At 72.4% G+C, this 25,679-nt stretch carries 20 protein-coding genes; 9 read left to right on the top strand and 11 right to left on the bottom strand.

Annotated features, from left to right (window positions below; translation table 11 throughout):
* Positions 1 to 340: 340 nt before the first annotated feature.
* The 6 genes from ACFQS1_RS38680 to ACFQS1_RS38655 all read right to left on the bottom strand — a co-directional run bounded on the left by ACFQS1_RS38680 (position 341) and on the right by ACFQS1_RS38655 (position 7,995).
* Positions 341 to 1,237 carry a S66 peptidase family protein gene (locus ACFQS1_RS38680; RefSeq protein ID WP_378977701.1) on the bottom strand — a complete coding sequence of 299 codons (897 nt, stop codon included), beginning with the start codon at positions 1,235 to 1,237 and terminating at the stop codon, positions 341 to 343.
* Positions 1,238 to 1,344: 107 nt separating this feature from the next.
* A complete protein-coding gene (locus ACFQS1_RS38675; protein ID WP_378977699.1) occupies positions 1,345 to 2,760 on the bottom strand; it encodes a hypothetical protein in 1,416 nt (471 codons plus the stop codon).
* On the bottom strand, positions 2,757 to 4,058 hold the full coding sequence (locus ACFQS1_RS38670; RefSeq protein ID WP_378977697.1) for a tetratricopeptide repeat protein: 1,302 nt from the start codon (positions 4,056 to 4,058) through the stop codon (positions 2,757 to 2,759). The genes ACFQS1_RS38675 and ACFQS1_RS38670 overlap by 4 nt, the downstream gene beginning before the upstream one ends.
* Positions 4,059 to 4,119: 61 nt before the next feature.
* Entirely contained in the window at positions 4,120 to 5,856 is a 1,737-nt protein-coding gene (locus ACFQS1_RS38665) for a DUF4331 domain-containing protein (protein WP_378977695.1), read from the bottom strand.
* A 298-nt stretch (positions 5,857 to 6,154) separates the two neighbouring features.
* On the bottom strand, positions 6,155 to 7,351 hold the full coding sequence (locus ACFQS1_RS38660) for an ATP-binding protein (RefSeq protein WP_378977693.1): 1,197 nt from the start codon (positions 7,349 to 7,351) through the stop codon (positions 6,155 to 6,157).
* A 2-nt stretch (positions 7,352 to 7,353) separates the two neighbouring features.
* Positions 7,354 to 7,995 (bottom strand): response regulator transcription factor, encoded by a 642-nt coding sequence (locus tag ACFQS1_RS38655; RefSeq protein ID WP_378977692.1) that lies wholly within the window; start codon positions 7,993 to 7,995, stop codon positions 7,354 to 7,356.
* 87 nt (positions 7,996 to 8,082) lie between these two features.
* Here ACFQS1_RS38655 and ACFQS1_RS38650 point away from each other — a divergent pair, with 87 nt between their 5' ends.
* The 5 genes from ACFQS1_RS38650 to ACFQS1_RS38630 all read left to right on the top strand — a co-directional run bounded on the left by ACFQS1_RS38650 (position 8,083) and on the right by ACFQS1_RS38630 (position 13,466).
* Entirely contained in the window at positions 8,083 to 8,577 is a 495-nt protein-coding gene (locus tag ACFQS1_RS38650) for a hypothetical protein (protein ID WP_378977690.1), read from the top strand.
* A complete protein-coding gene (locus ACFQS1_RS38645) occupies positions 8,577 to 9,629 on the top strand; it encodes an efflux RND transporter periplasmic adaptor subunit (protein ID WP_378977688.1) in 1,053 nt (350 codons plus the stop codon). Before ACFQS1_RS38650 ends, ACFQS1_RS38645 begins: the two co-directional genes overlap by 1 nt.
* Positions 9,626 to 10,315 (top strand): ABC transporter ATP-binding protein, encoded by a 690-nt coding sequence (locus tag ACFQS1_RS38640; RefSeq protein ID WP_378977686.1) that lies wholly within the window; start codon positions 9,626 to 9,628, stop codon positions 10,313 to 10,315. The genes ACFQS1_RS38645 and ACFQS1_RS38640 overlap by 4 nt, the downstream gene beginning before the upstream one ends.
* Positions 10,296 to 11,504 (top strand): ABC transporter permease, encoded by a 1,209-nt coding sequence (locus ACFQS1_RS38635; RefSeq protein WP_378977685.1) that lies wholly within the window; start codon positions 10,296 to 10,298, stop codon positions 11,502 to 11,504. The genes ACFQS1_RS38640 and ACFQS1_RS38635 overlap by 20 nt, the downstream gene beginning before the upstream one ends.
* 102 nt (positions 11,505 to 11,606) lie before the next feature.
* On the top strand, positions 11,607 to 13,466 hold the full coding sequence (locus tag ACFQS1_RS38630) for a primary-amine oxidase (protein ID WP_378977684.1): 1,860 nt from the start codon (positions 11,607 to 11,609) through the stop codon (positions 13,464 to 13,466).
* Positions 13,467 to 13,521: 55 nt separating this feature from the next.
* Here the strand turns inward: ACFQS1_RS38630 and ACFQS1_RS38625 are convergent, their stop codons facing one another.
* Both ACFQS1_RS38625 and ACFQS1_RS38620 read right to left on the bottom strand, forming a co-directional pair.
* Entirely contained in the window at positions 13,522 to 15,207 is a 1,686-nt protein-coding gene (locus ACFQS1_RS38625) for a glucuronyl esterase domain-containing protein (protein WP_378977683.1), read from the bottom strand.
* Between the two features lie 191 nt (positions 15,208 to 15,398).
* Entirely contained in the window at positions 15,399 to 15,911 is a 513-nt protein-coding gene (locus ACFQS1_RS38620; protein WP_378977681.1) for a hypothetical protein, read from the bottom strand.
* A 137-nt stretch (positions 15,912 to 16,048) separates the two neighbouring features.
* Between ACFQS1_RS38620 and ACFQS1_RS38615 the strand changes: the two genes are divergently transcribed.
* Positions 16,049 to 19,759 (top strand): nSTAND1 domain-containing NTPase, encoded by a 3,711-nt coding sequence (locus ACFQS1_RS38615; protein ID WP_378977679.1) that lies wholly within the window; start codon positions 16,049 to 16,051, stop codon positions 19,757 to 19,759.
* On the opposite strand, the gene ACFQS1_RS38610 is transcribed toward ACFQS1_RS38615, so the two are convergent.
* Complete coding sequence (locus tag ACFQS1_RS38610) at positions 19,741 to 21,195, bottom strand: MFS transporter (RefSeq protein WP_378977677.1); 1,455 nt, start codon at positions 21,193 to 21,195, stop codon at positions 19,741 to 19,743. The two genes, ACFQS1_RS38615 and ACFQS1_RS38610, sit on opposite strands and share 19 nt — an antisense overlap.
* 86 nt (positions 21,196 to 21,281) lie before the next feature.
* Here ACFQS1_RS38610 and ACFQS1_RS38605 point away from each other — a divergent pair, with 86 nt between their 5' ends.
* Complete coding sequence (locus ACFQS1_RS38605) at positions 21,282 to 22,013, top strand: TetR/AcrR family transcriptional regulator (protein WP_378977675.1); 732 nt, start codon at positions 21,282 to 21,284, stop codon at positions 22,011 to 22,013.
* A 139-nt stretch (positions 22,014 to 22,152) separates the two neighbouring features.
* Positions 22,153 to 23,406, top strand: coding sequence for a PP2C family protein-serine/threonine phosphatase (locus tag ACFQS1_RS38600; protein ID WP_378977673.1), 1,254 nt, complete (start codon positions 22,153 to 22,155; stop codon positions 23,404 to 23,406).
* An 86-nt stretch (positions 23,407 to 23,492) separates the two neighbouring features.
* On the opposite strand, the gene ACFQS1_RS38595 is transcribed toward ACFQS1_RS38600, so the two are convergent.
* Positions 23,493 to 23,846, bottom strand: coding sequence for an STAS domain-containing protein (locus ACFQS1_RS38595; RefSeq protein WP_378977670.1), 354 nt, complete (start codon positions 23,844 to 23,846; stop codon positions 23,493 to 23,495).
* A gap of 224 nt (positions 23,847 to 24,070) precedes the next feature.
* Entirely contained in the window at positions 24,071 to 24,274 is a 204-nt protein-coding gene (locus ACFQS1_RS38590; RefSeq protein WP_378977668.1) for a cold-shock protein, read from the bottom strand.
* Between the two features lie 832 nt (positions 24,275 to 25,106).
* On the opposite strand from ACFQS1_RS38590, the gene ACFQS1_RS38585 reads away from it, so the two are divergent.
* A complete protein-coding gene (locus ACFQS1_RS38585) occupies positions 25,107 to 25,409 on the top strand; it encodes a MerR family transcriptional regulator (protein ID WP_378977666.1) in 303 nt (100 codons plus the stop codon).
* Positions 25,410 to 25,679: the final 270 nt, after the last annotated feature.

Raw genomic sequence — 25,679 nt, 5'->3', positions numbered from 1 at the left:
GGTTCACAAGATCGCAAGAGAGCTGTCGGCGTCAACGAGCAACCCACCCACTCCAACGATCCAGCGACCGACCCCGATTTTCACGCCAGCGTGGCGTCACCCGAAGGGAGTAGGAGGACTGCTTACCTGCGGGAAGCGCCCACTTGCTCTGCTTACTTGCGGGAAGCGCGCACGCCAGGCGGCTCGGTCGCGCGCCGATGTCCGTGACGAGGCCGTCTTGGGCCGGATCGACCCGAAGCGGCCGGAGCTCTGCTTCCCGTGGGTGAGCAGAGCAAAGGCAGCGCAGACATGCGGAACGAAGCCGCGGCCGGGCACAGTGCTCGGGGCGAAAGGGCCGGCGTCAGATCGGCTGCACGATCAGGGTCCCGCGGTCGGCGTCCAGCACGGCGCGCACGCCGAGACCCACCGCCGTCTGCCGCTCGCCGTGTCCGATCGGCAGGCCGCCCAGCACCGGGATGCCGGTCAGGTGCTCGGCCAGCACCTCCTCGGCCGTGCGCGGGTAGGTTCCGTCGACGCAGCGGGTGAACTGTCCGATCGCGACACCCGCGAGCCCGTCCAGCCAGCCGGCTCGCCGCAGCTGCACGAGCGAGCGATCGATCCGGTAGGGCGCCTCGTTGACGTCCTCGATCAGCAGGATCGTCCCGCGCGGATCGATCCGGTGCCGGGTGCCGGCGGTGGCGGCCAGGATGGTGAGGTTCCCGCCGAGGAGCACGCCTTCGGCGACACCATTGACGCGTACGGGAAAAGTGCCCTCCGCCGGGTCGGCGGCCACCACGATCGGCTCCCCGCCCATCAGTGCCCGCCGCGCGCCGTCGGCGCCCCGGGACAGATGGCCGGCGGTGGGCCCGTGCACGGCCGGCAGGCCCGCCTCGCACCAGAGCGCGAGGTGCAGGGCGGTGATGTCGGAGTAGCCCATCACCGGCTTGGGGTCGGCCCGCGCCGCCCGGAAGTCGACGTCGTCGACGATCCGCTGCAGGCCGTAGCCGCCGCGCAGGCACAGGATCGCCCGCACGTCGGGGTCGCGCAGCGCGTCGTTGAGGTCGGCGAGGCGCTCGGCGTCGGTGCCGGAGTGGAAGGAATGCCGGCCGCGCGCGTGCCGGCCCACCCGGGTCTTGAGGCCCCAGCCCTCGACCACCCGCACGGCCGCGGCGACCTCGTCGGCGCCGATCGCCCCCGACGGCGCGACCAGCGCGACCAGATCACCGGCCCGCACCCTCGCCATGACCGGCCTCTCCATGACCGCAGCGTAGGCCGGCCCGGCTCCGAGACGAGGACATCGCCGACGGCGCCCAGGGCGCAGCCGGCCGCGACCTGGCGCCAGAAGCAGCGGCCGATCGCCTCGGGTCAGGCGATGGCTCGGACGCCCATGCCGAGACCGACCAGGACGACCAGGGCGGCGGTGGCGGTGGGTGCGCCGGCGGAGACCCGACCGGTCAGGCGGGTGAGCAGGCCACCGAGGCGGGCGGCGCGGTAACCGCGGGTGGCGAGGTCGCCGAGCTTGCGCTGAGCGACGACCAGCAGCAAGCCGACGGCGGTGAGGGTGCCGGCCATGCCGATTCCGTAGGCGAGCACGAGCAGCACGCCGAGCCCGGCCCGGCCCAGACCGATCGCGCCGAGCAGAACCACGAGCGCCGACGGGCTGGGCACCAGGCCACCGGCCAGCCCGATCCCGGCCAGCCCGAGCCGCCCGCCCGGCCGCTGATAAAGGTGGCTGTGGCTATGGCTGTGGCCGTGACTTCGGCCGTGGTGGTGATGGCCCTCGGGGGAGCGACGCGAGCGGCGGGCCGAGACCAGCATCCCCACGCCGACGGCGACCACCAGGACGCCGCTGAGGGCGCCGAGCCAGGACAGCAGACGCTCGCCCGCCAGGGCCGTCGACGTGCTCAGCAGGAGGCCCACGGCCAGCACGCCGCCGGTGTGCGAGAGCGTCACCGTGCCGCCCACCGCCAGGGCGTCGCGGATGCGGCCGCGGCGGCCGGCGAAGTACGCAGCCATCACGGTCTTGCCGTGGCCGGGCAGCGCGGCGTGCGCCGCGCCCAGCAGCAGGGCCAGCAGGAAGGCGAGGGCCACCACGACCGGCGTCAAGTGGCCGCCGGCCAGCGACTCGACCCGGGTCTGGGCCGCGGTCAGCCAGGAGGGACCGGGCACCGCGGGACGCTCGGGCGCGCCGGTCGCGGGCGGAGCGCCGGCCGCGCCGCCGACCCGGATGGTGGCGGTGCGGACGTCCGGGACCGAGGTGAGCAGGTCCCGGGGGTACGCGGTGAGGCGGTCACTCACGCTCTGGGCGGGAAGTGTCGTCTCCACCCGTACGCCATCGGCCGTTGCCGTGAGCTCGCGCCAGCCCACCCGGCCGGACCGATAGTGGTTGTCGACCTGGAGGGTCGACGCGGTCGTCGGGGCCGCCAGCGTGCAGGAGAGCCGGCTCGTGGACAGGCCGCCCACGCCCGGCACGACCCGGTAGCCCGGCGCGGTGACCGTCCACGTCAGACGGTCGCCGTCGGCGGTCACCACGAACGCGTCGGCGTACCGGCCGCACTCCGCGGTCGCGTAGGCGGCCCGCTCGGCGTCGGACAGCGTGCCATTGTGGTCGGTGTCGACGGCCGGCTTCTCCTGCAGCGTCGGGATCTCGGCCACGTCGGCGAGGGCGAGCACCTCGACCCGGTCGGGGCGCACGGTCAGCCCGCCGTACTGATTGATCGAGAAGTTGTTGATCGGATGCGCGAGCACGCCCGCGACGAGGGGCACGACGAGCTGGATCACCGGGAGCCTCCGAGGGCGGCGAGCGCGCGGCGGGCGGTGGGCCCGTCGACGGGCGAGAAGTACGGGTTGGTGCCGAGCGCGCGGGTCAGCTCGGCGCGGGCCTCGTCGCGGTGGCCGAGGGACAGCTCGATGAGGCCGAGGTGGTACGCGTACGCGGACGGATGCGCGCCGCCGGAAATGGCCCGCTTGGCATAGGTCAACGCCTCGGCGTCGCGGCCGGCGGCGTGCAGTGACCAGGCCAGGGTGTCGGCGACGTCGGGGTGGTGGCGGCGGTTCCACTCGGCGCGGGCGGCGGTGACGGCGTCGGCCCGGCGACCGGTCGCGAGCGCGAGCGCGGCCGTCGCGAGACCGTCCTGGCCGCCGTTCGCGGTGAACAGCTGCTGCGCGGCGCTCGCCAGCGACAGCTGCTCGTCGGCCTGGGCGGTGCGGCCGGCGACGTTGAGCAGCTCGGCGTACTCGATCAGGTAGGACGGGCCGGGCAGGCGGGCGGTGAGGTCGGCGTAGTCGCTGAGCGCGCCGGGCAGATCGCCCTGGGCGGCGCGGACCCGGGCGCGGCCCCGCTGGGCGGCGATCGAGGTGGAATCGGCGGCGAGCGCGGCGGCGTAGTGGTCGGCGGCGCCGCGCAGGTCGCCGCGGCCGAAGGCGAGGTCGCCGAGCTGGGTGCGGCAGAACGCGGCGTCGTGCGGGTCGACCGCGTCGTCCAGGGCCCGCCGCATCAGGGCGGTGGCCTCCGGGATGCGGCCGCGCAGCTCCAGGTCGTAGGAGGCGCGGGCGTACGCGGCGAGGCCGGGCTTGGTGTCGAGCATGCGCTGCACCGCGCCGGTCGCGCCGCGGGCGTCGCCGAGCTGGGTCAGCGCGTCGGCCAGCACGCCGTACGCGTCCGCGTCGGCCGGATCGACGCGCAGCGCGGCGCGCGCCTGATCGCGAGCCGCGGCGAAGTCGTGCCGGGCGTTGGCCAGCGCGCCGAGCACGACGAGCGCGTCGCCGTTGCCGGCGCGCCGCAGCGCGAGCGACTTGCGGGCGGCCTGCTCGGCCTGCGGGTAGCGGCCGGGGTCGGCGGTGACCCGGGCCTGCTCGAGGTACGCGGCGCCGAGCGCGGACCACCCGGCCCAGTCGCCGGGCACGTCGCGCAGGTGCTGCTGGGCGCGGGCGACCCGGTCGGCGAGCGGATCGACCTGCCGGGCGACGGTCCGCGCGGCGGGCGCCTCGGCCGTCGGGCGGAACGCGACGGTGGCCACCGTGAGCACCGCGGCCGCTAGCGCGGCGGCGATACCGAGGCGTATCAGGGTGCGGCGCATGGTGCTCCTCCTGGGCGCGTCGATGGGTGGGCGCACCGGCCGGCGCGCCCACCCACACCGGTTACATCCGGGTTGTCTGCTCGGGGTCGAAGATGGGCTGCGGCGGAGCCGGACGACGGCGGCGCCGCATGAGGGCGAACAGACCGGCGGCGAGGATCAGGGCGCCGAAGCCGGTCGCGCCGGTCGCGTACGCCACGGGCTTGGTCATCCAGGTCCCGCCCTCGGTGCTCGCGGCGGCCACCGGCTCGGCGGCGTCCGGGATGCCGGCCCCCGGCGCCGCGGCGGCCTCGGACTGGTCGGTGTCGGGAATCCCGGCGCCGGCCGGAGCCGCGCCGATGCCGGTGGTGGAATCGGTGGACGGGGCGGCGGCCTGCGGCTGCGCCACCGGGCCACCACCCTGGGAGTTGACCGCGGTGGTGTTGGGCAGCGCGACGTACGGGAACTTGCCGAGGAACTGCTGGTTGTTGGCGTCCACCTGGTCGCCCGCGGCCAGCGCGTCGACCAGCTTGCCGGTCTGTGCCGCTCCGGCCAGGGCCTGCAGCTCGATGTCGACCACGTCGTCGGTCAGCCGCCGCCCGTTCGGGAAGCCCTGCAGGTCACCGCCGAGCACCCCGAGCCGGTTCGGCTGCGCGGTCACCGGCACCGACAGGTTGACCCGCAGCTGCTCGGACGGCGTGAACCGGCCGGCCGCCACGTCGGCGTTGTTGAGCTGCGAGTTGAGGTCGGCCTTGATCGGGCCGCCGGCCTTGGTGGTGATGCCGGTCAGGAAGATCTCCACCAGGTCGTTCCGCGGGGTCGCGGGCGCCGGGATCTGGTAGATCTGCTGGAGCAGCTGCGGAACCTCGGGATTGGTGACCCGCTTGACCAGGGCCGGGATCTTCGCGTCCCGCTCGGGCGGGGTCGCGTTGAAGGTGTCCTTCAGCCCGGCCGGCACGACCACCTCGTTGACCAGCGGGTTGCCCAGGCGCGAGACCTGCACCTTGCCGCCGTACGAGGAGCCGTCCGCCACCCGTACGCGATCGCGCTCGGTCGTCGTCCAGACGCCGACCACCGGGTTGCGCTTCGCGTCGCCCTTGAGCGCCACGTCCTTGAACGGCACCTGGATGGCGATGGTGTTGACGTTGTACCCGGCCAGCGTGTCCTGGCCGGTCTCGCTCAGGTCGCCGCCGTAGAGCAGGTCGAAGACCCGCAGGTCGAGGAAGAACGGGTCGTCGGCCTGGCCGGCGAAGATCTTCCAGCCGCCGGGCAGCGTCCGGGTGGCCTGCGCGCGCAGGGTGTTGTAGTCGGGCATCGAGGCCGGGCCGATCCGCGACGGCGCGACCGGAACGCCGGTCGCCCGCGTCTTGAACGGCCGGCCGTCGAACGACGACTCGAGCGTGTAGGTCTGCTTGAACAGCAGGTTCTCGTCGTCGAGCGAGGTGACCGGGCCGTTGTTGTAGAGGAACGTGTTGTTGCCGCGCTTGTCCTGGTTCTGGAACTTCCAGCGGAACGTCGCGTCCGGCTTGGCGTCGCCATCGTTGTCGACCTTGATCGTGTACGTGGCGTCGGTCGCGAACGGGTAGAAGTTGGGGCCGCCGTTGGGCTCCTCGAACGGCTGCCAGTTGGCGATGAGGGTGAGGTAATCGGGGCGTTCGGGGCTGACGAACGCGTACAGGTCGGTGTTGTCGACGGCCGGGTCGGCGGCGACCAGCGGCGCCTCGCGGTGGCTCGACGCCGTCGCGGCGCCGGGACCGAGCGCGTAGACCGAGCCGGCGAGCAGCACGCCTACCGCGAGCCAAGCCGCCTGTTTGACGGTCATGTCGTTTCCTTCCGTGCCGGTGAGTTCTCGGCACGAGTTCGCCCCCGGAAGGCCCGCGGCTGGGTGGTTGTGAGATTCCCGTCGGCGACCCATCCACGGCCCGGATGGCGACGAAGTTAGCCTTTCGTCGTGAGCACGATGCCGGGCGATCGCGGGCCTCGCCAAGGACCGCGGGGTGCCGTGCGCGGTCGACGTGCAGATGCGCGGGCGGTGCGCGGCCTCGGTGCACAAGCACATCCGCAGCATCTTCGCCAAACGCGACGCCCATCGATGACGTTCGCTCGGTGACCGACCATCGTCACAGCGCGGCGGCCAGGCCCGGATCGGCCATGGCGCGATCCGCCGCCAGCTCCCGGCCGACGCCCGGGAAGGTCACCTCGATGCGCAGGCCGCCGGACGGGCCGGGCGTGGCGTCGATGGCCGCGTCGTGTGCGGCGGCGATGGCTCGCACGATCGACAGGCCCAGCCCGTGGTGGCCGGCCCGGCCGGCGGTGCGGTCGAGCCGCTGGAACGGCTCGAACAGCGCGTCGACCCGCTCCGGCGGGATCGGCACGCCGGTGTTGGTGACCACCAGCATCGCGCGCCCGTCCCGGACGCCGGTGCGCACCTCGACCGAGCCGCCCGGGACGTTGTAGCCGACCGCGTTGTCGACCAGGTTCGCCACCAGCCGCTCGACCAGGGCGGGGTCGCCGGTGGTCCAGGCCGGCTCGATGCGCGCCGTCAGGCCGATGCCGGTGTGCAGGGCCGCCGCTTGATAGGCCGACACCGTCCGCTCGGTGATCGCCGAGAGGTCGACGTGGTCGCGCTGCGAGAGGCCGCGCTCGCTGCCGGCCAGCGTGAGCAGCGACTCGAGCATCGCGGCCTGCTGCCGGCGCAGCTCCAGCAGGCGTTCGCAGAGTACCCGGTACTGCGGCACGGCCGCGGTGCGGTCGGTCAGCGTCTCCTCGATCAGCGCGTGCTCGAGGGTCAGCGGGGTGCGCAGCTCGTGCGCGGCGTTGGCGACGAAGCGCTTGTGCGCGTCGAGCGCGGTCTCCAGGCGTTGCAGCAGGCCGTCGACGGTGTCGGCGAGGTCCTTGAGCTCGTCTTGCGGCCCGGTCGCGGCCAGCCGGTCGTGCACGTTGCGGGCCGAGATCCGCTGGATCGACGTGATCATCGTGCGGAGCGGGCGCAGGATCCGGCCGGCCATCAGCCAGCCGAGCGCGAGCGCCAGCACCGCCATGATCGCCAGCGCGACACCCGAGTAGACCAGCAGCGCATGCAAGGTCTCCTGATGCTGCCGCTCGGCCCCGGCCCGGGCCCGCTGAGTGAGCTCGTCCATCAGGTCGGGCGGCGGGAGCGGGTCGCCCTTGGCGTTGAAGCTGCGGAACACCAGGTTGCGCTTGGTGCGCGAGACCAGCACGTAGGTGATGGTCAGCAGGGCCGCGCCGCAGACCACGAACAGGCCGCTGTAGACGAGGGTGAGCCGGGCGCGCACGGTGTTCTTCCGGACCGTCATGATCAGATCCGGTAACCGACGCGGGGGATGGTCTCGACCACCGGTGGCTCGCCGAGCTTGCCGCGCAGCCGGTTGATCGTCGCCTTCACGGTCGTGGTGAACGGGTCGGCGGCCTCGTCCCACACCCGTTCCAGCAGCTCCTCGGCCGACACCACGCGGTGGTCGGCGGCCAGCAGGTACTCCAGCACCGCGAACTCCTTCGGGCTCAGCGCCAGCCGTGCCCCGGCCCGGGTGGCGACCCGGCGGGCCGGGTCCAGCCGCAGGTCGTCATGCGCGAGCACGGTGGGCACGGCGGGCTGGGAGCGGCGGCCGATGGCGCGCACGCGAGCGATCAATTCCGCGTACGCGAAAGGTTTGGGCAGATAGTCGTCGGCGCCCAGATTGAGCCCCTCGACCCGGTCGGCGAGCGTCCCGGACGCGGTGAGCATCAGCACCCGCGGGCCGGACAGCCGCCGGCAGACGTCGTCGCCGTGCACCACCGGGATGTCCCGGTCGAGCACCAGCACGTCGTAGTCGGTCGCGACCGTGCGCTCGAGGGCGGCGCCGCCGTCGTACACGACGTCGACCGCCATGCCCTCGCGGCGCAGCACCCGCCCGATCGAGTCGGCCAGCTCGGCCTGATCCTCCACCACCAGCACGCGCATGGGCCCAGCCTGCCTGATCCGAGGTCACACCGGGGTCACCATCGCGCGGACCGTGGTGTGACCGGCGGATCCGTAGAACTTCTCGGCATGCGAACCAGAATCGTTCTCTCCACCGGCGTGCTGGCGCTCGGGCTCGGCCTGGCCGGATGCGGCGGCGGCGACCCGGCCGCGCAACCGTCGACGGCGAGCACCGAGAACAAGGCCGTGAAGTATTCCGAGTGCATGCGGCAGAACGGCGTGCCCAGCTTCCCCGACCCGGACGCCAACGGCCGCATCCGGGTGCAGGCCGGCCCGGGCACCGGCCTCGACCCGCAGAGCGACACCTTCAAGCAGGCACAGCAGACGTGCAAGGAGTACGCGCCGCAGGGCGCCGGCGCGCCGGGCAGCGCCCAGCAGCAGGCCGACATGCTCAAGTTCGTGCAGTGTATGCGGCAGAACGGCGTGCCGAACATGCCCGATCCGCAGCCGGACGGCGGGATGATCATCAGCCGGAAGGACGGGGTCGATCCCCAGTCGCAGGCGTTCCAGGACGCCCAGGAGAAGTGCCGGGACCTGGCGCCCGGCGGGGCGGCCGGCAGCTGATGGGACGGCTTCTCAAGTACGGCGGAGCGCTGCTCGGCGTGGTCGCGCTCGCGGCCGGCGGGGTGTTCTGGTCGCGCTCGGCATCCGGCGGGATCACGCCGCCCGCGACCGGCGCCCTCGCCGGTGTCGCCTACGCCCCGGTCCAGCAGGGCTCGCTCAACGGACAGGTCAGCCTGACCGGCACCCTGTCGTACGCGAAGCGGGCCGACGGCAGCGACTACCCGATCCTCAACCAGGCGGCCGGCACCTACACCAAGCTGCCGCTGGCCGGTCAGGTCGTCAAGTGCGGCCAGGTCCTCTACTGGGTCGACGACCAGCCGGTGCTGCTGCTGTGCGGCAGCCGCCCGTTCTATCGTGATCTGTCCCGCGGGGACGACGGCTGGGACGTCGCCATCCTCAACCAGAACCTGCGCGACCTCGGCTACGACGCCGACGACGGCGATGATTTCACCTGGGAGACGGCGGCCGGGCTGGAGGATCTGCTCGACGATGACGACCTGGAGCGAACCGACGCCGTGGTGCTGCCCGGCCCGGTGCGGCTGGCCGAGGTGACCGCCCAGCTCGGCGGCCGGGCGACCCCGGGCAGCCGGCTCGGCGCGGCCGTCACCACCCGTCGCGAGGTCCAGGTGAAGCTGAGCGCGTCGCAGCAGGCGCAGGTCAAAGCCGGCAACAAGGCCCAGATCACGCTGCCGGACAACCGGGTGACCACCGGCAAGGTGAGCCGGATCGGCTCGGTCGCCGAGACCGACCGGGACGGCAACGTGACCGTCCCGGCCTACCTGACGCTCGACAAGCCGCAGGACGCCGGAACGCTGGACGCCGCCGAGGTGCGGGTGCGGATCACCACCGCCGGGGTACAGAACGCGCTGAAGGTGCCGGTCACCGCGCTCGTCGGGACGGACGGCGGCGGGTTCGCGGTCGAGCGGGCCGACGCCGCCGGGGCGCACCAGACCGTGCCGGTCAAGCTCGGCATGTTCGACGACTCGGCCGGGATGGTGCAGGTCACCGGCGAAGTCATGGCCGGCGACCGAGTGGTGGTGCCGTCGACATGAGCGAGCCCGTCCTCGAGCTGGTGCACGTCGTGAAGGCGTACGGGGAGGTGTCCGTGCTGCACGGGATCGACCTGCGCGTCGACGCCGGTGAGCTGGTCGCGGTCGTCGGGCCGTCCGGCTCCGGCAAGTCCACCCTGCTGCACATCATGGGCACGCTCGAACGCCCGACCAGCGGCGTGGTGCGGATCAACGGGGTGGACGCGGCCCGGCTCGGCGACCGCGAGGTGGCCGACGTGCGGGCTCGCGACATCGGCTTCGTCTTCCAGCAGTTCTTCCTGGCCGCCCACGGCACCGCCCTGGAGAACGTGGCCGACGGCATGCTGTACGCCGGGGTGCCGGCCCGGACCCGGCGCGCGAAGGCGGCCGAGGCCCTGGACCGGGTCGGGTTGTCGCACCGGGCGCGGTTCCGGCCGGCCCAGATGTCGGGCGGCGAGCGGCAGCGGGTGGCGATCGCCCGCGCGCTCGTCGGCCGGCCGGCCATCGTGCTGGCCGACGAGCCGACCGGCAACCTCGACTCGGCCACCGGTACCGGCGTCATCGAGCTGCTGCACGAGCTCAACCGCGACGGCGCGACGATCATCGTGATCACCCACGACAACGACCTTGCCGCCCGGCTGCCCCGGCAGATCCGGGTGCTGGACGGCCAGATCGTACGGGAGGACCGGCATGCGGCTCCGGCTCTCTGACCAGGCGCGGGTCGCGAGCGTGGGGGTGCGCGCCCGCAAGCTCCGCGCCGCGCTTTCCGGGCTGGGCATCGCGATCGGCGTCGCGGCCATCGTGGCCGTGCTCGGGCTCTCCTCGTCGTCGCAGGCGGGCCTGCTCGCCGAGATCGACCGGCTCGGCACCAACCTGCTGACCGCCGCCGCCGGTCACTCGTTCGGCGGCACGGCCGCCCCGCTTCCGCTCGAGGCCACCGCCCGGGTCGGCAACCTGGACGGGGTGGAGGCGGTCGCACACACGGCCTCGATCGACCAGGCCAAGGTCTACCGTTCCCCGCTCATCCCGGCGGTCAGCACGAACGCGCTGTCCGTGCGGGCGGCCAGCCTCAACCTGCCCGAGGTGACGGCCACGACGATGGCCGCGGGCCGCTGGCTGAACCCGGCCACCGCCACCCAGCCGGTCGCGGTGCTCGGTGCGACGGCGGCCAAGCGGCTCGGCTTCGACCGGGTGACGCCCGGGCAGCGGGTGTGGCTCGGCGGGCAGTGGTTCTACGTCGCCGGGATCCTGGCGCCGTCCGCGCTCGCCAGTGAGCTGGACAGCAGTGTCCTGATCGGATACCCGGCGGCGCAGCGCTATCTCGACTACACCGAGACGGCGGGCGGGGAGGCGGTGGCCGGGCCGCCGGCGACGCTCTACGTACGGGCCGGTACCGACCGGGTCGGCGCGGTGCGGGAGGTGCTGGCCCAGACGGCGAACCCGAAGGCGCCCAACGAGGTCGACATCAGCCAGCCGTCCGACGCGCTGACCGCGCGGGCCGCCGCCGAGGGCGCGTTCGACAGCCTCTTCCTCGGGCTCGGCGTGGTCGCGCTGATCGTGGGCGCGGTCGGCGTCGCCAACATCATGATCATCTCGGTCCTGGAACGACGATCCGAGATCGGCCTGCGGCGGGCGCTCGGCGCCACCCGGCGTCAGATCCGGGCTCAGTTCCTGGCCGAGGCGATCCTGCTCACCGTCATGGGCGGCGCGTTCGGCGTCGCGTGCGGCCTGGCCGCCACCGTGATCTATGCCCGGAACAAGGGGTGGGAGGTGGTGGTGCCGGTCGAGGCCTGGGCCGGCGGCATCGCGGCGGCCATCGTGATCGGCGCGATCGCGGGGCTGGTGCCCGCGCTGCGCGCCGCCCGGCTCTCGCCGACGGAGGCGCTCCGGACGGTGTGATGGGGGTTTTGCCTGACCAAGAGACCACCGAACCGATCTTCCATTCACCGCTGCCGAGGGGTTAGGTTCACGCGGCTGACCGACCACTCTGGAGGAAGCCGCATGTCACACCCCCTCTCCCGGCTCACCGCAGACGAGATCAACGCCGCCCGGTCGCTCCTGGAAGCGGCCGGTGCGCTCGCCGAGAGCACGCGCTTCGCCTACGTCGGGCTCGTCGAGCCGGACAAGCGCCTGGTCCTCGGCGGCGAGAACGTGCCGCGCGAGGTGCGCGTGCTCCTCCTCGACCGGGCGACCGGCCGCGGGCGGGACTGCCGGATCGACCTCTCCGCCGGGTCGGTCGTCTCGATCGACGAGCTGGACCCGGTGGCGGCCGGGCAGATCCCGATCCTCGACGAGGAGTTCATGGTCATCGAGGAGATCCTGGCCGAGTCGCCGGAGTGGCTGGCCGCGCTGGAGAAGCGCGGGCTGCCGGTCGAGGAGGTGCGCGCCTGCCCGCTCTCGGCCGGGCACTTCGGGTACGAGAACGAGGCCGGCAAGCGGATGATCCGGGTGCTGGCCTTCCACCAGCCGGATCCGAAAGAGCTCGTGTGGGCGTACCCGATCGACGGTCTGGTCGCCTATGTGGACCTCACTGGGCGCGTCGCGCTGGCCGTGCACGACCATCAGCAGCACCCGATCCCGCGGGAGAAGGCGGAATGGGAGGTGCCGCCGCGCGAGACCCTCAAGGCCATCGAGATCACCCAGCCGGACGGGCCCAGCTTCACCGTCGAGGACGACGTGGTCACCTGGGAGAAGTGGCAACTGCGGATCGGCTTCGACATGCGCGAGGGGCTCATCCTCAACCAGATCTCGTTCGACGGGCGGCCGATCGTCTATCGGGCCTCGATCGCCGAGATGGTGGTGCCGTACGCCGACCCCTCGCCGGCCCGCTTCTGGCAGAACTACTTCGACATCGGCGAGTACCTGTTCGCGCGGTACACCAACCCGCTGGAGCTGGGCTGCGACTGCCTCGGCGAGATCCACTACTTCGACGCGACGCTCACCGACGAGCTGGGCGCGCCGCGGACCATCCCGAACGCGATCTGCATGCACGAGGAGGACTACGGCGTGCTGTGGAAGCACACCGACCTCTTCAACGAGATGTCCGAGACCCGCCGGCAGCGCCGCCTGGTCATCTCGTTCTTCGTGACGATCGGCAACTACGACTACGGCTTCTACTGGTACCTCTACCTCGACGGGACGATCCAGCTCGAGTCCAAGGCGACCGGCGTGGTGTTCACCTCGGCGTATCCGGGGGCGGGCTACCCGTACGCGACCGAGATCGCGCCGGGTCTCGGCGCGCCCTTCCACCAGCACCTGTTCTCGGCGCGCCTGGACATGATGGTGGACGGCCTGCGCAACGCGGTCGAGGAGGTCGACGCGGTGCGGGTGCCGGTCGGGCCGGACAACCCGTACGGCAACGCGTTCGCCCGCCGCGCGACCCGGCTCACGACCGAGTCGCAGGGGCAGCGGCTCGCCGACCCGGCGGCCGGGCGCGTCTGGCAGATCGTCAACCCGGAGGTCACCAACCGGCTCGGCCGCCCGGTCGGCTACGCGCTGCACCCGGCCGGCCTGCCGGTGCTGCTCGCCGACGAGTCGTCGTCGATCCATTCCCGCGCGGCGTTCGCCACCCGGCACCTGTGGGTGACCCGGTATGCGCCGGACGAGCGCTACCCGGCCGGTGACCTGGTCAACCAGAGCCCGGCCGGCGCCGGGCTGCCGGCCTGGACGGCGGCCGACCGCTCGATCGACGGCGAGGACATCGTCCTCTGGCACACGTTCGGCCTGACCCACTTCCCGCGCACCGAGGACTGGCCGATCATGCCGGTCGACTACGCCGGGTTCATCCTCAAGCCGTCCGGCTTCTTCGACCGCAACCCGACGCTGGACGTGCCCAAGTCGGCCGCCCGGCACTGCCACTGACCCGTTTGTCGGGGCGCGCGAGGTTGGCTCGCGCGCCCCGGCGGGAGGGCCCGAACTACGAGGACGTGCAGGTGGGTGTCATCGCGGCGCTGTTGCCGCTCGCCTGGAAACCGAACTCGGTGTAGCCGCCGGCCGCGATCTGGCCGTTGTAGGCGACGTTGGTGAACTGGACCGCGCCGCTGTTCCCGCTGCGGTTGGCGTTCCAGGCGTTGGTGATGGCGGCGCCGGACGGGAGCGTCAGGCTCACGTGCCAGCCGTTGACCGCGGACGATCCGGCGGTGATCCGGACCGTCGCCACGAAGCCGCCGGTCCACGAGTTGAGCGCCACCGTGGCCGAACACGCGCCGGCCGGCGGGGTCGTGGGCGGCGTGGTGGGCGGAGTCGTCGGCGGGGTCGTCGGTGGCGTGGTGGGCGGCGTGGTCGGTGGGGTCGTGGGCGGGGTGGTCGGTGGGGTCGTGGGCGGCGTGGTGGGCGGCGTGGTCGGCTGGTTGCCCAGGACCGGAGTGGTCCAGTCGACCCAGTCCGACAGCCGGCCCTGCGCCTTGCTGGAGATCCGCATCTGGCCGGTGTAGCTGCCGTTGCCGACCAGGAACTTCCTGATGTTCTGGGTCAGCGGGTCACGCCACTCGGGCCGGTTGGCGCAGTGCGTGCCGTCGGCGATGTCGGACCAGTAGGTGATGTTGCCGCCCGCGCCGAGCGCCTTGTACACCTCGGCGCCGCCCAGGGCCGCCACACTCGCCGACCGAGGCCCGAGGTTGGCGATGTGCGGGTTGTCCATGATGAACAGGCCGCGCGGGGCGAACATGGCCACGACCTCGTGCGTGTCGACCGGCAGCCGGCTCGGGGCGCTCGTGAACGTGCCGAACGCGTCGCCGAGCCAGGGCTGCTCGCCGTAGGCGCTGCTCAGGCTCTGCGCGCCCTCGCCGGGGATGCCGCGGAAGATCGGCGCCCCGGCGCTGCCCGACTCGATCGGCATGCTCAGCGCGATGCGCTCGTCGAACGCGCCGGTCACGAACGCGCCCTTGCCGAACCGCGAGCAACCGGTCACGCCGGTCGCGTCAGCCCGCAGCACGCTGCCGCCGGACTGCTCGATCACGTCGATGATCCGGCTGACGCCCCAGGCCCAGGCCATGAGCAGGCCGGTCGGGCTGGACGAGCCGTACAGCGTGTAGAAGGCGCCCTGCTTATTGTTGCGCGGGGTGCCCTCCTTGCCGACCGCGTACGGGTCGTAATTGATGACCGCCGCGCCGGCGGCTTTGATCGTTGCCGTGTCGGCGCCGAAGCCGCCGAAGACGACGACTGCCGGGAACGGGCCCGTGCCGCTGGGCAGGCTCAGCGAGGCCGAGAAGCTGGCGCTCCGGCCCTGGTGGGAGACGTTCACGGTGATGTTGGTGGCGGAGACGGTGCCGGTGACGCTCTGCGGCTTGGCCGGCTTCTCGCCGTACACGAACTTCTCGGACAGCTTCTTGATCTCTTCGCGCCGGCAGGTCCAGTCCGCGGTGGTCGTGATCCGCGTTCCGTCCAGCTTCTTGAAGGGGTCGGGAAGCTTCGCGGTGGTGGGCAACGAGCCCGCGTCGGGGAGGGTGGGCACTGCGCAGCCCGCGCCCCCGTCCTCGACGCCGGCCGCGGCGAAAGCCGGTGTGCTGTGCGGAATTGCCGTTGCTGCTCCGCTGATCGCGAGCGCCGCCGCGAGGGCGACGATCGTCGATCGGAGGGTGGAGCGGCCCGAGTCGGTGGTCACCAGGGCTCTCCTTCCGGAAATGGGGAGTCTTGCCCCGAGCGCGTGGGAGCGCTCCCGAGACGAATGTGACCCCAGTCTCCGGCCTTCCATCGAAATCAGTCAATACGCCTCGGATCCGTGGTGACACGCCGACGCGCGGCGCGGCGGTCCGCCCACCGCCGCGCCGCAGCCGGCCCCCCGGGGTTGTGGTCTCAGCGAGCGACGATGTCGCGGATCACGCCCAACACGCGGTCGCGCTCCCGCTCGGTGGCGAGGATGGTCGGCCGGTTGTCGCCGAGGCGCTGGGTCTGTGCGTGCCACTCGAGGCGGCCGACCAGCACCCCGCCGTACCCGGTGAACTCGATGCCGAAGGTGAAGATGCGACGCTCCTCGATCGCATGCTCCACCGCACCGATCGTCTTCACCTCGCCGAAGTCGATGAGCCGGTACTTGGGCTCGCGGCTCATCAGTCGCTTGCGGCCGAGGCACTCGAAGATGCCGTCGGAGAAGACGCCGATCAGCGACGTGCCCTCGGTCAGCGCGCCCAGCGGCGCCTCGCTGAACCGGGCCCAGGTCATGCTCCGGATGCCGCGGGTCGTCAGCCCGGCGACACGCAGCGCGTCGCCGTAGGCGTTCCAGTCGACGCTCTGCGGCTGCTCCCGGCCGACCGGCTTCAGCCGGCTGTACATGGCCCGGAACTCCGGATCCGCCAGGGCGTTGGGCATGCCGGTTCCCTCCGATTCATTGCCGCAGTGCAAGCATCTTACGGATGAGCCGAACGGCTCCACCAGGTCCGATGGGGATGCTCGGACAAGCTCGGACGGCCGAACGGCCACTCGCGGTGGCCCACCGGTAGCCCGTAGTGTTCGGCCACCACTGCCGAACGGGGAGGGCAGCAGGGATTCTCGATCCCGATCTGATCCACAGCCGCGACGATCTGGGCCGTGCGCTCACCGCCCTGCGTCACCGGGCCGGTCTGACCATCCGCGACCTCGCCCGCCGGGCCGACCTGCCCAAGGCGACCGCCGACGACTACCTGCGCGCCCGGCACCTGCCCGGCCCGGCGCAGGGGGAGCAGTTCCAGGCGCTGCTGATCGCGTGCGGGGTGACCGAAGAGGACGAGCTCGCCCGCTGGCAGGACGCGCTCCTGCGGGTGCGGGCCGGCTCGGACGGCCGGTCCCGTCGCCGCCGAGCCGGCGAGACGCCGCCCTATCGCGGGCTGAAGCCGTTCGAGCCCGAGGACGCGGGCCTGTTCTTCGGCCGCGACGCCTTCGTGGCCCGCACGATCGAGCGGCTCGCCGACCGGCCGCCGCTGATGTTCCTCATCGGCGCCTCGGGCTCGGGCAAGTCGTCGGTGCTACGCGCGGGCCTCGTCCCGGCGATCGAGGCGGGCGGCGGCACAGCGTCGATCATGGTGCCCGGCCGGGATCCCGTCGCGGCGCTGGAACGCGCGATCGCCGCGGCCCCGGGCGTGCTGATCGTCGATCAGTTCGAGGAGCTGTACACGCTGGCGGATGAGCCGGCCGCCACCGATTTCGTCCGCCGGCTCGCCGGCCTCGGCCCGGCCACGACCGTCGTCGCGGGCCTGCGCGCCGACTTCTTCTCCCGGGTCGCCAGCGACCCCGCGCTGGTGCCGGCGCTGCAGACCGCGCAGGTCGTGGTGCCGCCGCTGTCCGAGGCCGAGCTGCGCGCCGCGATCGTGGAGCCGGCCGCGGCGCGCGGGGTGACCGTGGACGAGGCGCTGGTCGACCTGGTGCTGACCGAAGTGGAGCGGGGCGCGGCCGGCGCGCTGCCGCTGCTGTCGCACGCGCTGCTGTCGGCGTGGGAGAACGGGCAGGGCGACCGGGTCACGGTCGCGGACTACAAGGCCGCCGGCGGGTTGCGCGGGGCGGTCCAGCAGAGCGCCGAAATCGCGTACGCCGAATTGGACGAGTCCCAGCGTGAGCTGGCCCGCCGGATGTTCCTCCGCCTGGTCGCCGTCGACGACGACGTGATCACCACCAAGCGCCGGATCGACCGCTCCGAGCTGCCCGCCGACTCCGCCGCCGCGCTCGAGGGCTTCGTGACCGGCCGCCTCATCACGGTCGACGAGAAACACGTGGAGATCAGCCACGACGCGCTGCTGACCGCGTGGCCGCGCCTGGCCGAATGGGTGGCGGCCGACCACGCCGGGCTGCTCACCCATCGGCGGCTCACCCGCGCCGCCAACGAGTGGCAGGTCAACGGCAACGACAGCCAACTGCTGCTGCGCGGCACGGTGCTGGCCGGCGCCGAGGAGTGGGCCGCCGACCCCGACCACGACGCCGCCATGAACCGCCTCGAGCGCGCGTTCCTGGTGGCCGGGGTGTCGGCGCGCGAGGCCGAGCAGCGGTCCGCCCGCCGCCGGGTGCGGCTGCTGGTGCGGCTGGTCGGCGCGCTCGTGGTGGCGCTGCTGGTCACGGTCTTCTCGGCGGTGCACGCGGTGCGCTCCGGCGACGAGGCGGCCCGGCAGCAGCGCGCCGCCGAGCGGGCCCGCGACGAGGCGCTCTCCCGGCAGGTGGCGATCGAGTCGACCCGGGCGGCGGCCACCGATCCGGCGCTGTCCCAGCAGCTCGCGCTGGCCGCATATCGGATCTCGCCGACGGTGGACGCCCGGTCGGCACTGCTCGACGCGACCTCGGCGGGCGTGGTCGACCGCCGGCTCGGCGCTTCCGGGCCGACCGCGATGCGGCTCAATCCGGCCGGCACGGTGGTCGCGGTGAGCGACGCGCTGACGGGTGAGGTGGTGCTGCGCGGCTTCGCCGCGAACCGGATCGGCGACCGGCTCGGTGCGGTGCCGGCCGAGGCGAAAACCGATCAGGTGTACGCGCTGGCGTGGGCCCCGGACGGCCGCGCCCTGGCGATCGGCGGGATGGCCGGCCGGGTACGGATCTTCGACGTCGCCGACCCGGCGCATCCGGTCGCGCTGCCGTCCCCGCCCGGCGGTGGCGGCGCGGTCGAGGGCCTGGCCTTCGCGCCCGACGGCTCTCGCCTGGTCGCGGTGGGCGCCGACCCGCCGACGCGGTCGTGGGCCCGCTCGGGCGACGGCTGGCGGGCGACGCCACTCGCGGGCCGATCCGCCGGCGGCCCGGAGGCGGGCGCCGGTGGCGACGACGTCGATCAGGCGGTCGCCTTCAGCCCCGACGGGCGGACCCTGGCGGTGGGCGGGTCGAGCGGGTCGCTGCGGCGCTGGCGCGACGGCAAGCTCACGACCGTACCCATCACCGACTCGACCATCACCGTGGTGGCCTTCGCCCCGGACGGGTCGAGCGTGCTCGTGGGCGCGAAGGACCACTCGGTCACGATCGTCGGCGCGACCCGGCGCCGGCTCGAGACGGGCTTCACGACCTGGGTCAACGCGGCGGCGTACGCGCCGGACGGCCGGCTCGTCGCGGTGGGCGGCTCGAACGGCACGATCGCGGTCTTCGACGCGGCCGGCGCCCGGGTCGACACCATCGCCGGCTCCGCCCAGGTGACCAGCCTGGCGTACACAAGGGACGGCTCGATGCTGCTCGCCGCGGCCGCCGACGGCACCGTGCGCGGCTTCCCGGCGCGGCCGCGCGCGGTGCCGGGCCTGGGCGGGCCGCTGTTCTCGGTCGGCTTCGCCCGGGACGGCAGCCGGCTGGTGGCCGCCTCCACCGGCGACACCGGCCGGGTGTCGACGTGGTCGGCGACGACGTCGGCGGCCTCCCCGGTCGCGCTGCCGGCCTGGCTCGGGCCACCGGACGGCACCTCGGCGATCTCGCCCGACGGGCGGCTCATCGCGGCCGGCAGCGCCACCGGACGGGTCGTGGTGGTCGGGGAGGGACGCCCGCCCGTACGGCTGACCGGCGCCACCGCGGTGATCGAGCAGCTGGTGTTCGGTCCCCGCGGCGACCTGGTGGCGGCCGGGTCGGACGACGGCTTCGTGCACCTGTGGGACGTGGGCGGCAAGGCCTTCCCGCCGTTGAACGCCGGCGGGCTCACCGCGTCGGTGGCCTTCAGCCCCGACGGCAAGCTGCTGGCCGGGGCGAGCGTGGACCGCAGCGTCCACCTCTGGGACGTCCGCGATCCGGCGCACGCCCGGCCGGTGGCGACGCCCGGCGGATTCGACAACTACGCCTGGTCGGTGGCGTTCAGCCCGGACTCGGCGACCCTCGCGGCCGGGGGCGCCGACGACACCATCCGGCGGTGGGACGTGCGGGATCCGGCGCATCCGCGCTCGCTGGGCCCGCCGCTGACCGGGCCGACCCACTACATCGCCGGCCTGGCGTTCAGCCCCGACGGCCGCACCCTGGCCGCGTCGGGCGGCGACGGCTCGGTGTGGGCGTGGCGCGACGGGCAACCGACCATGGCCCTGCACGCGGCGAATCCGGGCGGGCAGACGTACACGGTCGCCTACAGCCCCGACGGCCGGACGCTCGCGGCCGGCGGCAGCAGCGGCAAGGTCGTCTTCTGGGACACGGACCCCGCCGTCGCCGCCGCCGCGATCTGCCGATCCGGCGGCGATCCCCTGTCGCGGCCGGAGTGGGCGGTGTACGTGCCGGGCGCCCCCTATCAGGAGACTTGCGCGTAGTTTCCGTCCACGACTGACTCATCCCGTCGCGCCGCCTGCCGCGTGCGGTGGAAAGCCCATCCGATCAGCGCCGCGGCGACGACGGTGAGCACCAGGCCGGCGATGGTGACCGCCTGCTCGAACTCGGCGGTCTGCGGCGCGGTCCAGTGCGGGGTGGCGACGCTGCCGGTGAAGAGCGCGGCCAGGATCGTCCCGGTGACGGCCACGCCGGCGCCCGAGGTGACCTCGGTGGCGGTGTCGGTGAGCGCCGCGCCGATCGTTGTCCGGTTGGCCGGCAGCCCGCGGAGCACGTTGACCCCGGCGACGACCCCGACCACCCGGATCCCGGCGGCCACGAACACCAGGGCGATCGCGACCCAGACGTACCCGAGACGACCCAGCAGGCCGTAGACGGCCAGGCCGAACACCACCGACGACGCGCTGAGCCAGGCGGCCCGCTCGAGGCCGGCCCACCGCACGAACGGATTGACGAACGCGCCGCCGGCGACGAGAACGACGACCTGCGGCAGCAACCCGATGGCCGCCTGGGCGGGCGTCCAGCCCCAATCGAGCTGCAGCTGCAGCGTCACCAGGTAGCCGACCCCCGCGGTCGCCAGCCCGGCCGCGGCCTTGTACGCCAGGCCGCTGGCGACGAGCGGCCGCGCGACCAGCTTCAGGTCGAGAAGCGGATAGCGGGCCGAGCGCTCGCGGAGCACGAAGGCGATCGCCGCCGCCACGGCCGCGGCGGTGGCCGCCCACGGTCCCCAGGAGCCGCTGCCTTCGTCGACGAAGAGCGTGGGCGCGACCAGCGCGAGCACGATCGTCGCCGTGCCCAGCACGGCGCCGGGCACGTCCACCGGGTCGCGATGCAGATCGGCCACGTCGTCCGCGGCGATGCCGGACCGGATGCCGATGATCGCCAGCACCGCGATCGGCGCGTTCACCAGCAGCAGGACCTGCCACGGCGCGACCGCGAGCAGGAGGCCCCCGGCGGTCGGGCCGATCGCGAGCCCGACCAGGCCGACGGTCGAGATCAGCGTCATCGCGCGGACCCGCAGGCCGTCGTCCTCGAACAGCCGGAAGGCCAGCGCCGCCGATCCGGGAGTCGTCATCGCGGCCGCGACGCCCATCACCGCCCGGACCGCGATCAGTTGTTCCGCCGTCGTGACCAGAGCGGTCGCCAGGCTGGCGAGACCCAGCAGCACGAGCCCGGCGAGCATGATCCGCCGCCGGCCGAACCGGTCCGCGACCGCGCCGAAGACGAGCATCAGGCCGCCGAAGACCACCGCGTACGCGCCCGTCACCCACTGCAGGGCGACCGTCGAGGCGTGCAGCTCGCGCCCGATCGTGGGCAGCGCGACGTTGAGGATCGAGTTGTCCAGCATCTCGAAGAGGAAGACGGATGACAGCCCCGCGAGGGCCAGCCAGGCCGCGCGCAGTTCAGTAGATACGAGCATCGTTCGAGACTAGAACATCGCTCGTATTAATACGAGCGATGTTCGTATGAGGTAGAACACGGTTCCGGCATCGCTAGACTGCTCGCATGCCTCCGACCCCGCAGGAACGGCGCGCCGCCCGGCACCAGCTCGGCGCCGGCCCGGGCGCACCCGCCGGCCGGCGCGGCCCCTCCCGCGGGCACAAGAAGCCGATCACGGTCGACGCCATCCTCGACACCGCGTTCGGCATCGTGGCGGAGGAGGGATACGAGGCCCTCACCATGCGGCGGGTGGCCACCGCGCTCGAGACCGGTTCGTCGTCCCTCTACGCCCACGTGGTCAACAAGGAAGACCTCGACGAGCTGATGATCGGCCGCCTGTGCGCCGAGATCACGCTGCCCGAGCCCGACCCGGCCCGATGGCGGCCGCAGCTCATCGGCGTCTGCACCCAGCTACGCGACCAGTACCTGCGGTTTCCCGGCATCTCCCGGGCCGCCTTCGCCGCCGCCCCGTCCGATCTGGACATCCTGCGGGTCAGCGAGGGCATGCTCGCCATCCTGCTGGCCGGCGGCGTGCCCCCGCAGGCCGCCGCCTGGGCCATCGACTCCCTGACGCTCTACGTCAACGCGTACAGCCTCGAGGTCTCGCTGGCGGCCAAGCGTCAGGCCCGCGCCGGCGACGGCTGGGTGGTGAGCCGCGACGAGCTGCTCACCCGCTTCGCGGCCCTTCCCGACACCTTTCCCGAGACCAAGCGCTACGCCGCCGAGCTGACCGCCGGCACGGTCGATGACCGGTTCGAGTTCACCCTCAACCTCATGCTCGACGGCCTTCTTCGATGAGCTGCTGCCCGCCGCGTCGGCTTGGCGGTTTTGGGTGCGCCGGCCTGGCCGATGTTTGCGTGATGCCCTCCCGCGGTGAAAATCGCCTCAGGGTCGATGCGGATGTCAGCCGGCCCCCGAACGCCGAGTGGAGCCAGCGATGACCGCCAGAACCGTCTTCAACGACATGTGGGTGGCTGCGGAGAACGCCGCGCCGGTGGACGCGGTGGAGGCGGTCACGCGGGAGCTCGGGGTGGCGTTGGGCGCGACGAGTGTGTCGTTCCTGATCGCCGACCTGAGTGGGCGGGCGCTGGTGCGGCTGGCTCACGTGCCGCTCGCCGGCAAGGGGCCGGGCCGGCGCGATGGCGAGGAGGTCGCCACCGTCGTGCCCTTCGATGGCGGGCCGGCCGAGCAAGCCCTACGGACCCAGACGGTGCAGGTGCTGGCACAAGACTCCGGCTGGACGGTGCTGGCGCCGGTTACCGAGCGCGGCGAGACCATCGGGCTGCTGGAGCTGCTATTGCCGGCCGAGCCGGACACGCGATTGCTGGACGAGATCGCCCGTACCGCCCACGTGCTGGCGTTCGTGGTGATCGCCAACCGGCGGCACACCGACCTGTTCGAGTGGGGTCAGCGAACGACCCCGTTCACTCTGTCGGCGGAAATTCAGCGGCGGCTGCTTCCCGGGGCGTTCACCTGCGAGGCCGGCGGGTTCACGCTGTCCGGTTGGCTGGAGCCGGCCGCGAGCGTCGCCGGGGACACCTTCGACTACAGCCTGGCCCGCGACGTGCTGCACTTCAGCGTGACCGACGCGATGGGCCACGAGGTGACCAGCGCCTTGACCGCCACGCTGGGGGTGGGCAGCCTGCGCAACAGTCGCCGCCGGGGGCAGAGCTTGAGCGGACAGGCGGAAGCGGCGAACGCGGCCCTGGCGACGAACCCGGTGGTACGCGGTGGCTACATGACCGCGGTGCTGGGCCGGCTCGACCTCCGTTCCGGCGCCTGCCGGCTGCTCAACGCCGGCCATCTGCCGCCCTTGCTGGTTCGCGACGGCGACGCCGAGCCGGTGGAGTTGCCGCGCAACTTCCCCCTCGGCATGTTCGCCGATACTCCCGACTATCGCTCCGGCGAGGTGGCGCTGCGGCCGGGCGATCGGCTGGTCGTGTTCACCGATGGGATGCGGGAGCGCAACGCGGCCGACCTGGACCTGACGGCGGTCCTGCGTACGGTGGCCGATCTGCACCCCCGCGAAGCCGTCCGGATTCTCGCCGACGCTGTCCTCAGGGTGGCTGGTCCGGCGCTGGCCGACGACGCCACGTTGCTGATCATGGACTGGTACGGCGATCACGGGCAGGCACGCCGGGCCGGCACGGGCGCGGATCAGGGCCGAGCCAGCCCACCATTGGTCGGCTGACTGCCGGTCGGGTTTGCTGCCGCTCGGCCTTTACTGCCGCTCGGGCTGGCTCTCCCTCACGCTGACTTCCGGTCAGGCTGACTCGGTCAGGCCACGGCCGGCGGCATGCTCGCCTCGGCCGCGGCGACGGTGTCGTAGACCTCGATCGCCTGATCCACCGAGGTGATGGCAAGAACGCTGCGGACGGGCTGCTGCGCCGCTGCCACGCACAGGCGGCCACCGCGCTCGGCCGCCGCTTTGAACATGACCACCAGCGCGCCCAGCCCGCTGGAATCCATGAACCCGACCGCGGTCAGATCCACCACCACGTTGGGCGTCCCGGCGTCGAGCACCGCCTGCACCCGCTCGAGCAACCGCGGCGAAGTGGCCATGTCGAGGTCACCGGCCACCTCGACCACCGCGCATTCCTGGCCCGGACGGACCGACAATCGCACGTCCACTTTTCCTCCCGCCCCTGTCTGCCCAGTCATACCTTAAGCAGACCGCCGATCTCACGCTCGGCGACGGCTGCTTGCCTGCTCGGCCGCCCGCCTGCTCGGCCGCAGTTGACCCACGGCGTCCGAAGAGGGCCAGGAACGCCGAACGGCGGCCCGCTGAACCAGTCAGGCCGCCGTTCGGCAGAAAATGAATCAGAGCGTGACCGCCGGCAAGGCGGAAGCTCACGTCAGAGCGGGCGAATGTTCTCCGCCTGCAGGCCCTTCTGGCCCTGGGTGATGTCGAACTCCACCCGCTGGTTCTCGTCGAGGCTGCGGAAGCCGCTCGTCGCGATCGCCGAGAAATGCGCGAAAACGTCGGCGCCGCCGCCGTCCTGGCTGATGAAGCCGAAGCCCTTGTCGCCGTTGAACCACTTCACGGTACCTGTAGCCATGTCTGCTCCTTCGCAGGCTCAGGAGTCCGCACCGTGCGGACTCGCTCGCCGCCGCGTTGATCACCCGCGCCGGAACCGACACGAAAAAACGAAAAGCGCCTCGATAGGTCGTGATAACCCATCAGGCGCTGAAAACGTCTACGGAAATCAAAACTGCAACGCGCCAAACATAGCACACCCGCGCCGAGCCGGCGCGCACTTGCGGATTTCGCGCGGCGCTTCCAGCTGCCTGCGGCTGTCGGCGCCGCTCGCGGACCGACCGGTGCGGGTCCCCAGCGACGTCATCTTCCCGGCCGAAGCTGCGTGACGTCTGCGAGAAAATCTATGCTCGAGTTAGTAGACTTGCTCCCTGGCACGGGTTAGTATTCCTGACGTTCCGAGCAGAGAAACGAAAGACGCAGACGAGACCGCCCGCCGAGGCGGTGGAGCATCGGCCAGCCGCGAGGTGGCCCATGCTCCGGCACGACGAGCACCACCGTGTAGTTGAAGTGTCCGATTCGTCGTACGTGTCGGGGCCATGAAGTTGCGTGGGGCTCCGACACCGGCGAGCAAGTAAGTGCAAGTGAAGGAAATCAGAGGAAAGGGAGGGCCGTACACACCGTTGGATCGCCCGCTTACCGGCCCCAAACGATTGGGCTGGGCGCGGACACCGTTGCTTCCATCGAACGAGAGGTGGTCACCGGTCACGCTTATGCGATCCCCGCACCCGAAACCGACTCGTGCGGTCGGTGCGGACTCAACAGGCCGACGTTCCCGTCGGTGAATGGTGTTTTGACCCGTAACCCTTGGGCCCCGGCGCTACGGCGCCGGGGCCCTCGTGATGGAGGTGTGCATGGCCCAACCGGATGACATGCTCGACGACGAGGACTACCCCGCTTACACGATGGGCCGCGCCGCGGAGATCGTCGGCTGCTCGCCGGACTTCCTGCGCCGGCTGGACGAGGCGAAGCTTTTCAACCCCTACCGTTCCGGCGGCGGTCATCGCCGGTACTCGCGCTACCAGCTGCGGCTTGCGGCCCGCGCTCGCAAGATGTGCGACGACGGCACCGACATGACGTCCGCGGTGCGCATCATCATCCTCGAAGACCAACTCGAGGAAGCCCTGCGGCAGAACCGATCCCCGCAGACAGACTGACCACGGCCGCCCGGACGACCTCGCATCGACACCGGAGGCATCCAAAAACTGTCATACGCCTATGCGATGCTTTTGCCCTTCGGACCTGCACGAGGCCCATCGAACTGCACGGGGGAAACGCATGCACAGGCGTGTGTGTTCACTGAGCTGATCTCAACGACTTTCCGGTAGGTATTTGTATTCGAAATGGGTGAGGTGCAGCGCTGCGGCGAGGATGTCGCTGGTCCGGCGCGGGCTCGCGGTGGTGTGCCGCAGCGTTTTCCACCGCCC

Origin of the sequence: Paractinoplanes rhizophilus (assembly GCF_042664765.1) — a bacterium.
Classification (GTDB): Bacteria; Actinomycetota; Actinomycetes; order Mycobacteriales; family Micromonosporaceae; genus Actinoplanes; species Actinoplanes rhizophilus.
This window is presented reverse-complemented; position numbering and strand designations above follow the sequence as displayed.

What these genes read in the sequence shown, in the direction of transcription:
- ACFQS1_RS38630 (WP_378977684.1), top strand. Translation starts at nt 11,607, where the DNA reads ATGTCACACCCCCTCTCCCGGCTCACCGCAGACGAGATCAACGCCGCC.
- ACFQS1_RS38665 (WP_378977695.1), bottom strand. Translation starts at nt 5,856, where the DNA reads ATGACCGTCAAACAGGCGGCTTGGCTCGCGGTAGGCGTGCTGCTCGCC.
- ACFQS1_RS38645 (WP_378977688.1), top strand. Translation starts at nt 8,577, where the DNA reads ATGGGACGGCTTCTCAAGTACGGCGGAGCGCTGCTCGGCGTGGTCGCG.
- ACFQS1_RS38635 (WP_378977685.1), top strand. Translation starts at nt 10,296, where the DNA reads ATGCGGCTCCGGCTCTCTGACCAGGCGCGGGTCGCGAGCGTGGGGGTG.
- ACFQS1_RS38600 (WP_378977673.1), top strand. Translation starts at nt 22,153, where the DNA reads ATGACCGCCAGAACCGTCTTCAACGACATGTGGGTGGCTGCGGAGAAC.
- ACFQS1_RS38660 (WP_378977693.1), bottom strand. Translation starts at nt 7,351, where the DNA reads ATGACGGTCCGGAAGAACACCGTGCGCGCCCGGCTCACCCTCGTCTAC.
- ACFQS1_RS38680 (WP_378977701.1), bottom strand. Translation starts at nt 1,237, where the DNA reads ATGGAGAGGCCGGTCATGGCGAGGGTGCGGGCCGGTGATCTGGTCGCG.
- ACFQS1_RS38605 (WP_378977675.1), top strand. Translation starts at nt 21,282, where the DNA reads ATGCCTCCGACCCCGCAGGAACGGCGCGCCGCCCGGCACCAGCTCGGC.
- ACFQS1_RS38585 (WP_378977666.1), top strand. Translation starts at nt 25,107, where the DNA reads ATGGCCCAACCGGATGACATGCTCGACGACGAGGACTACCCCGCTTAC.
- ACFQS1_RS38650 (WP_378977690.1), top strand. Translation starts at nt 8,083, where the DNA reads ATGCGAACCAGAATCGTTCTCTCCACCGGCGTGCTGGCGCTCGGGCTC.
- ACFQS1_RS38670 (WP_378977697.1), bottom strand. Translation starts at nt 4,058, where the DNA reads ATGCGCCGCACCCTGATACGCCTCGGTATCGCCGCCGCGCTAGCGGCC.
- ACFQS1_RS38610 (WP_378977677.1), bottom strand. Translation starts at nt 21,195, where the DNA reads ATGCTCGTATCTACTGAACTGCGCGCGGCCTGGCTGGCCCTCGCGGGG.
- ACFQS1_RS38590 (WP_378977668.1), bottom strand. Translation starts at nt 24,274, where the DNA reads ATGGCTACAGGTACCGTGAAGTGGTTCAACGGCGACAAGGGCTTCGGC.
- ACFQS1_RS38620 (WP_378977681.1), bottom strand. Translation starts at nt 15,911, where the DNA reads ATGCCCAACGCCCTGGCGGATCCGGAGTTCCGGGCCATGTACAGCCGG.
- ACFQS1_RS38655 (WP_378977692.1), bottom strand. Translation starts at nt 7,995, where the DNA reads ATGCGCGTGCTGGTGGTGGAGGATCAGGCCGAGCTGGCCGACTCGATC.
- ACFQS1_RS38640 (WP_378977686.1), top strand. Translation starts at nt 9,626, where the DNA reads ATGAGCGAGCCCGTCCTCGAGCTGGTGCACGTCGTGAAGGCGTACGGG.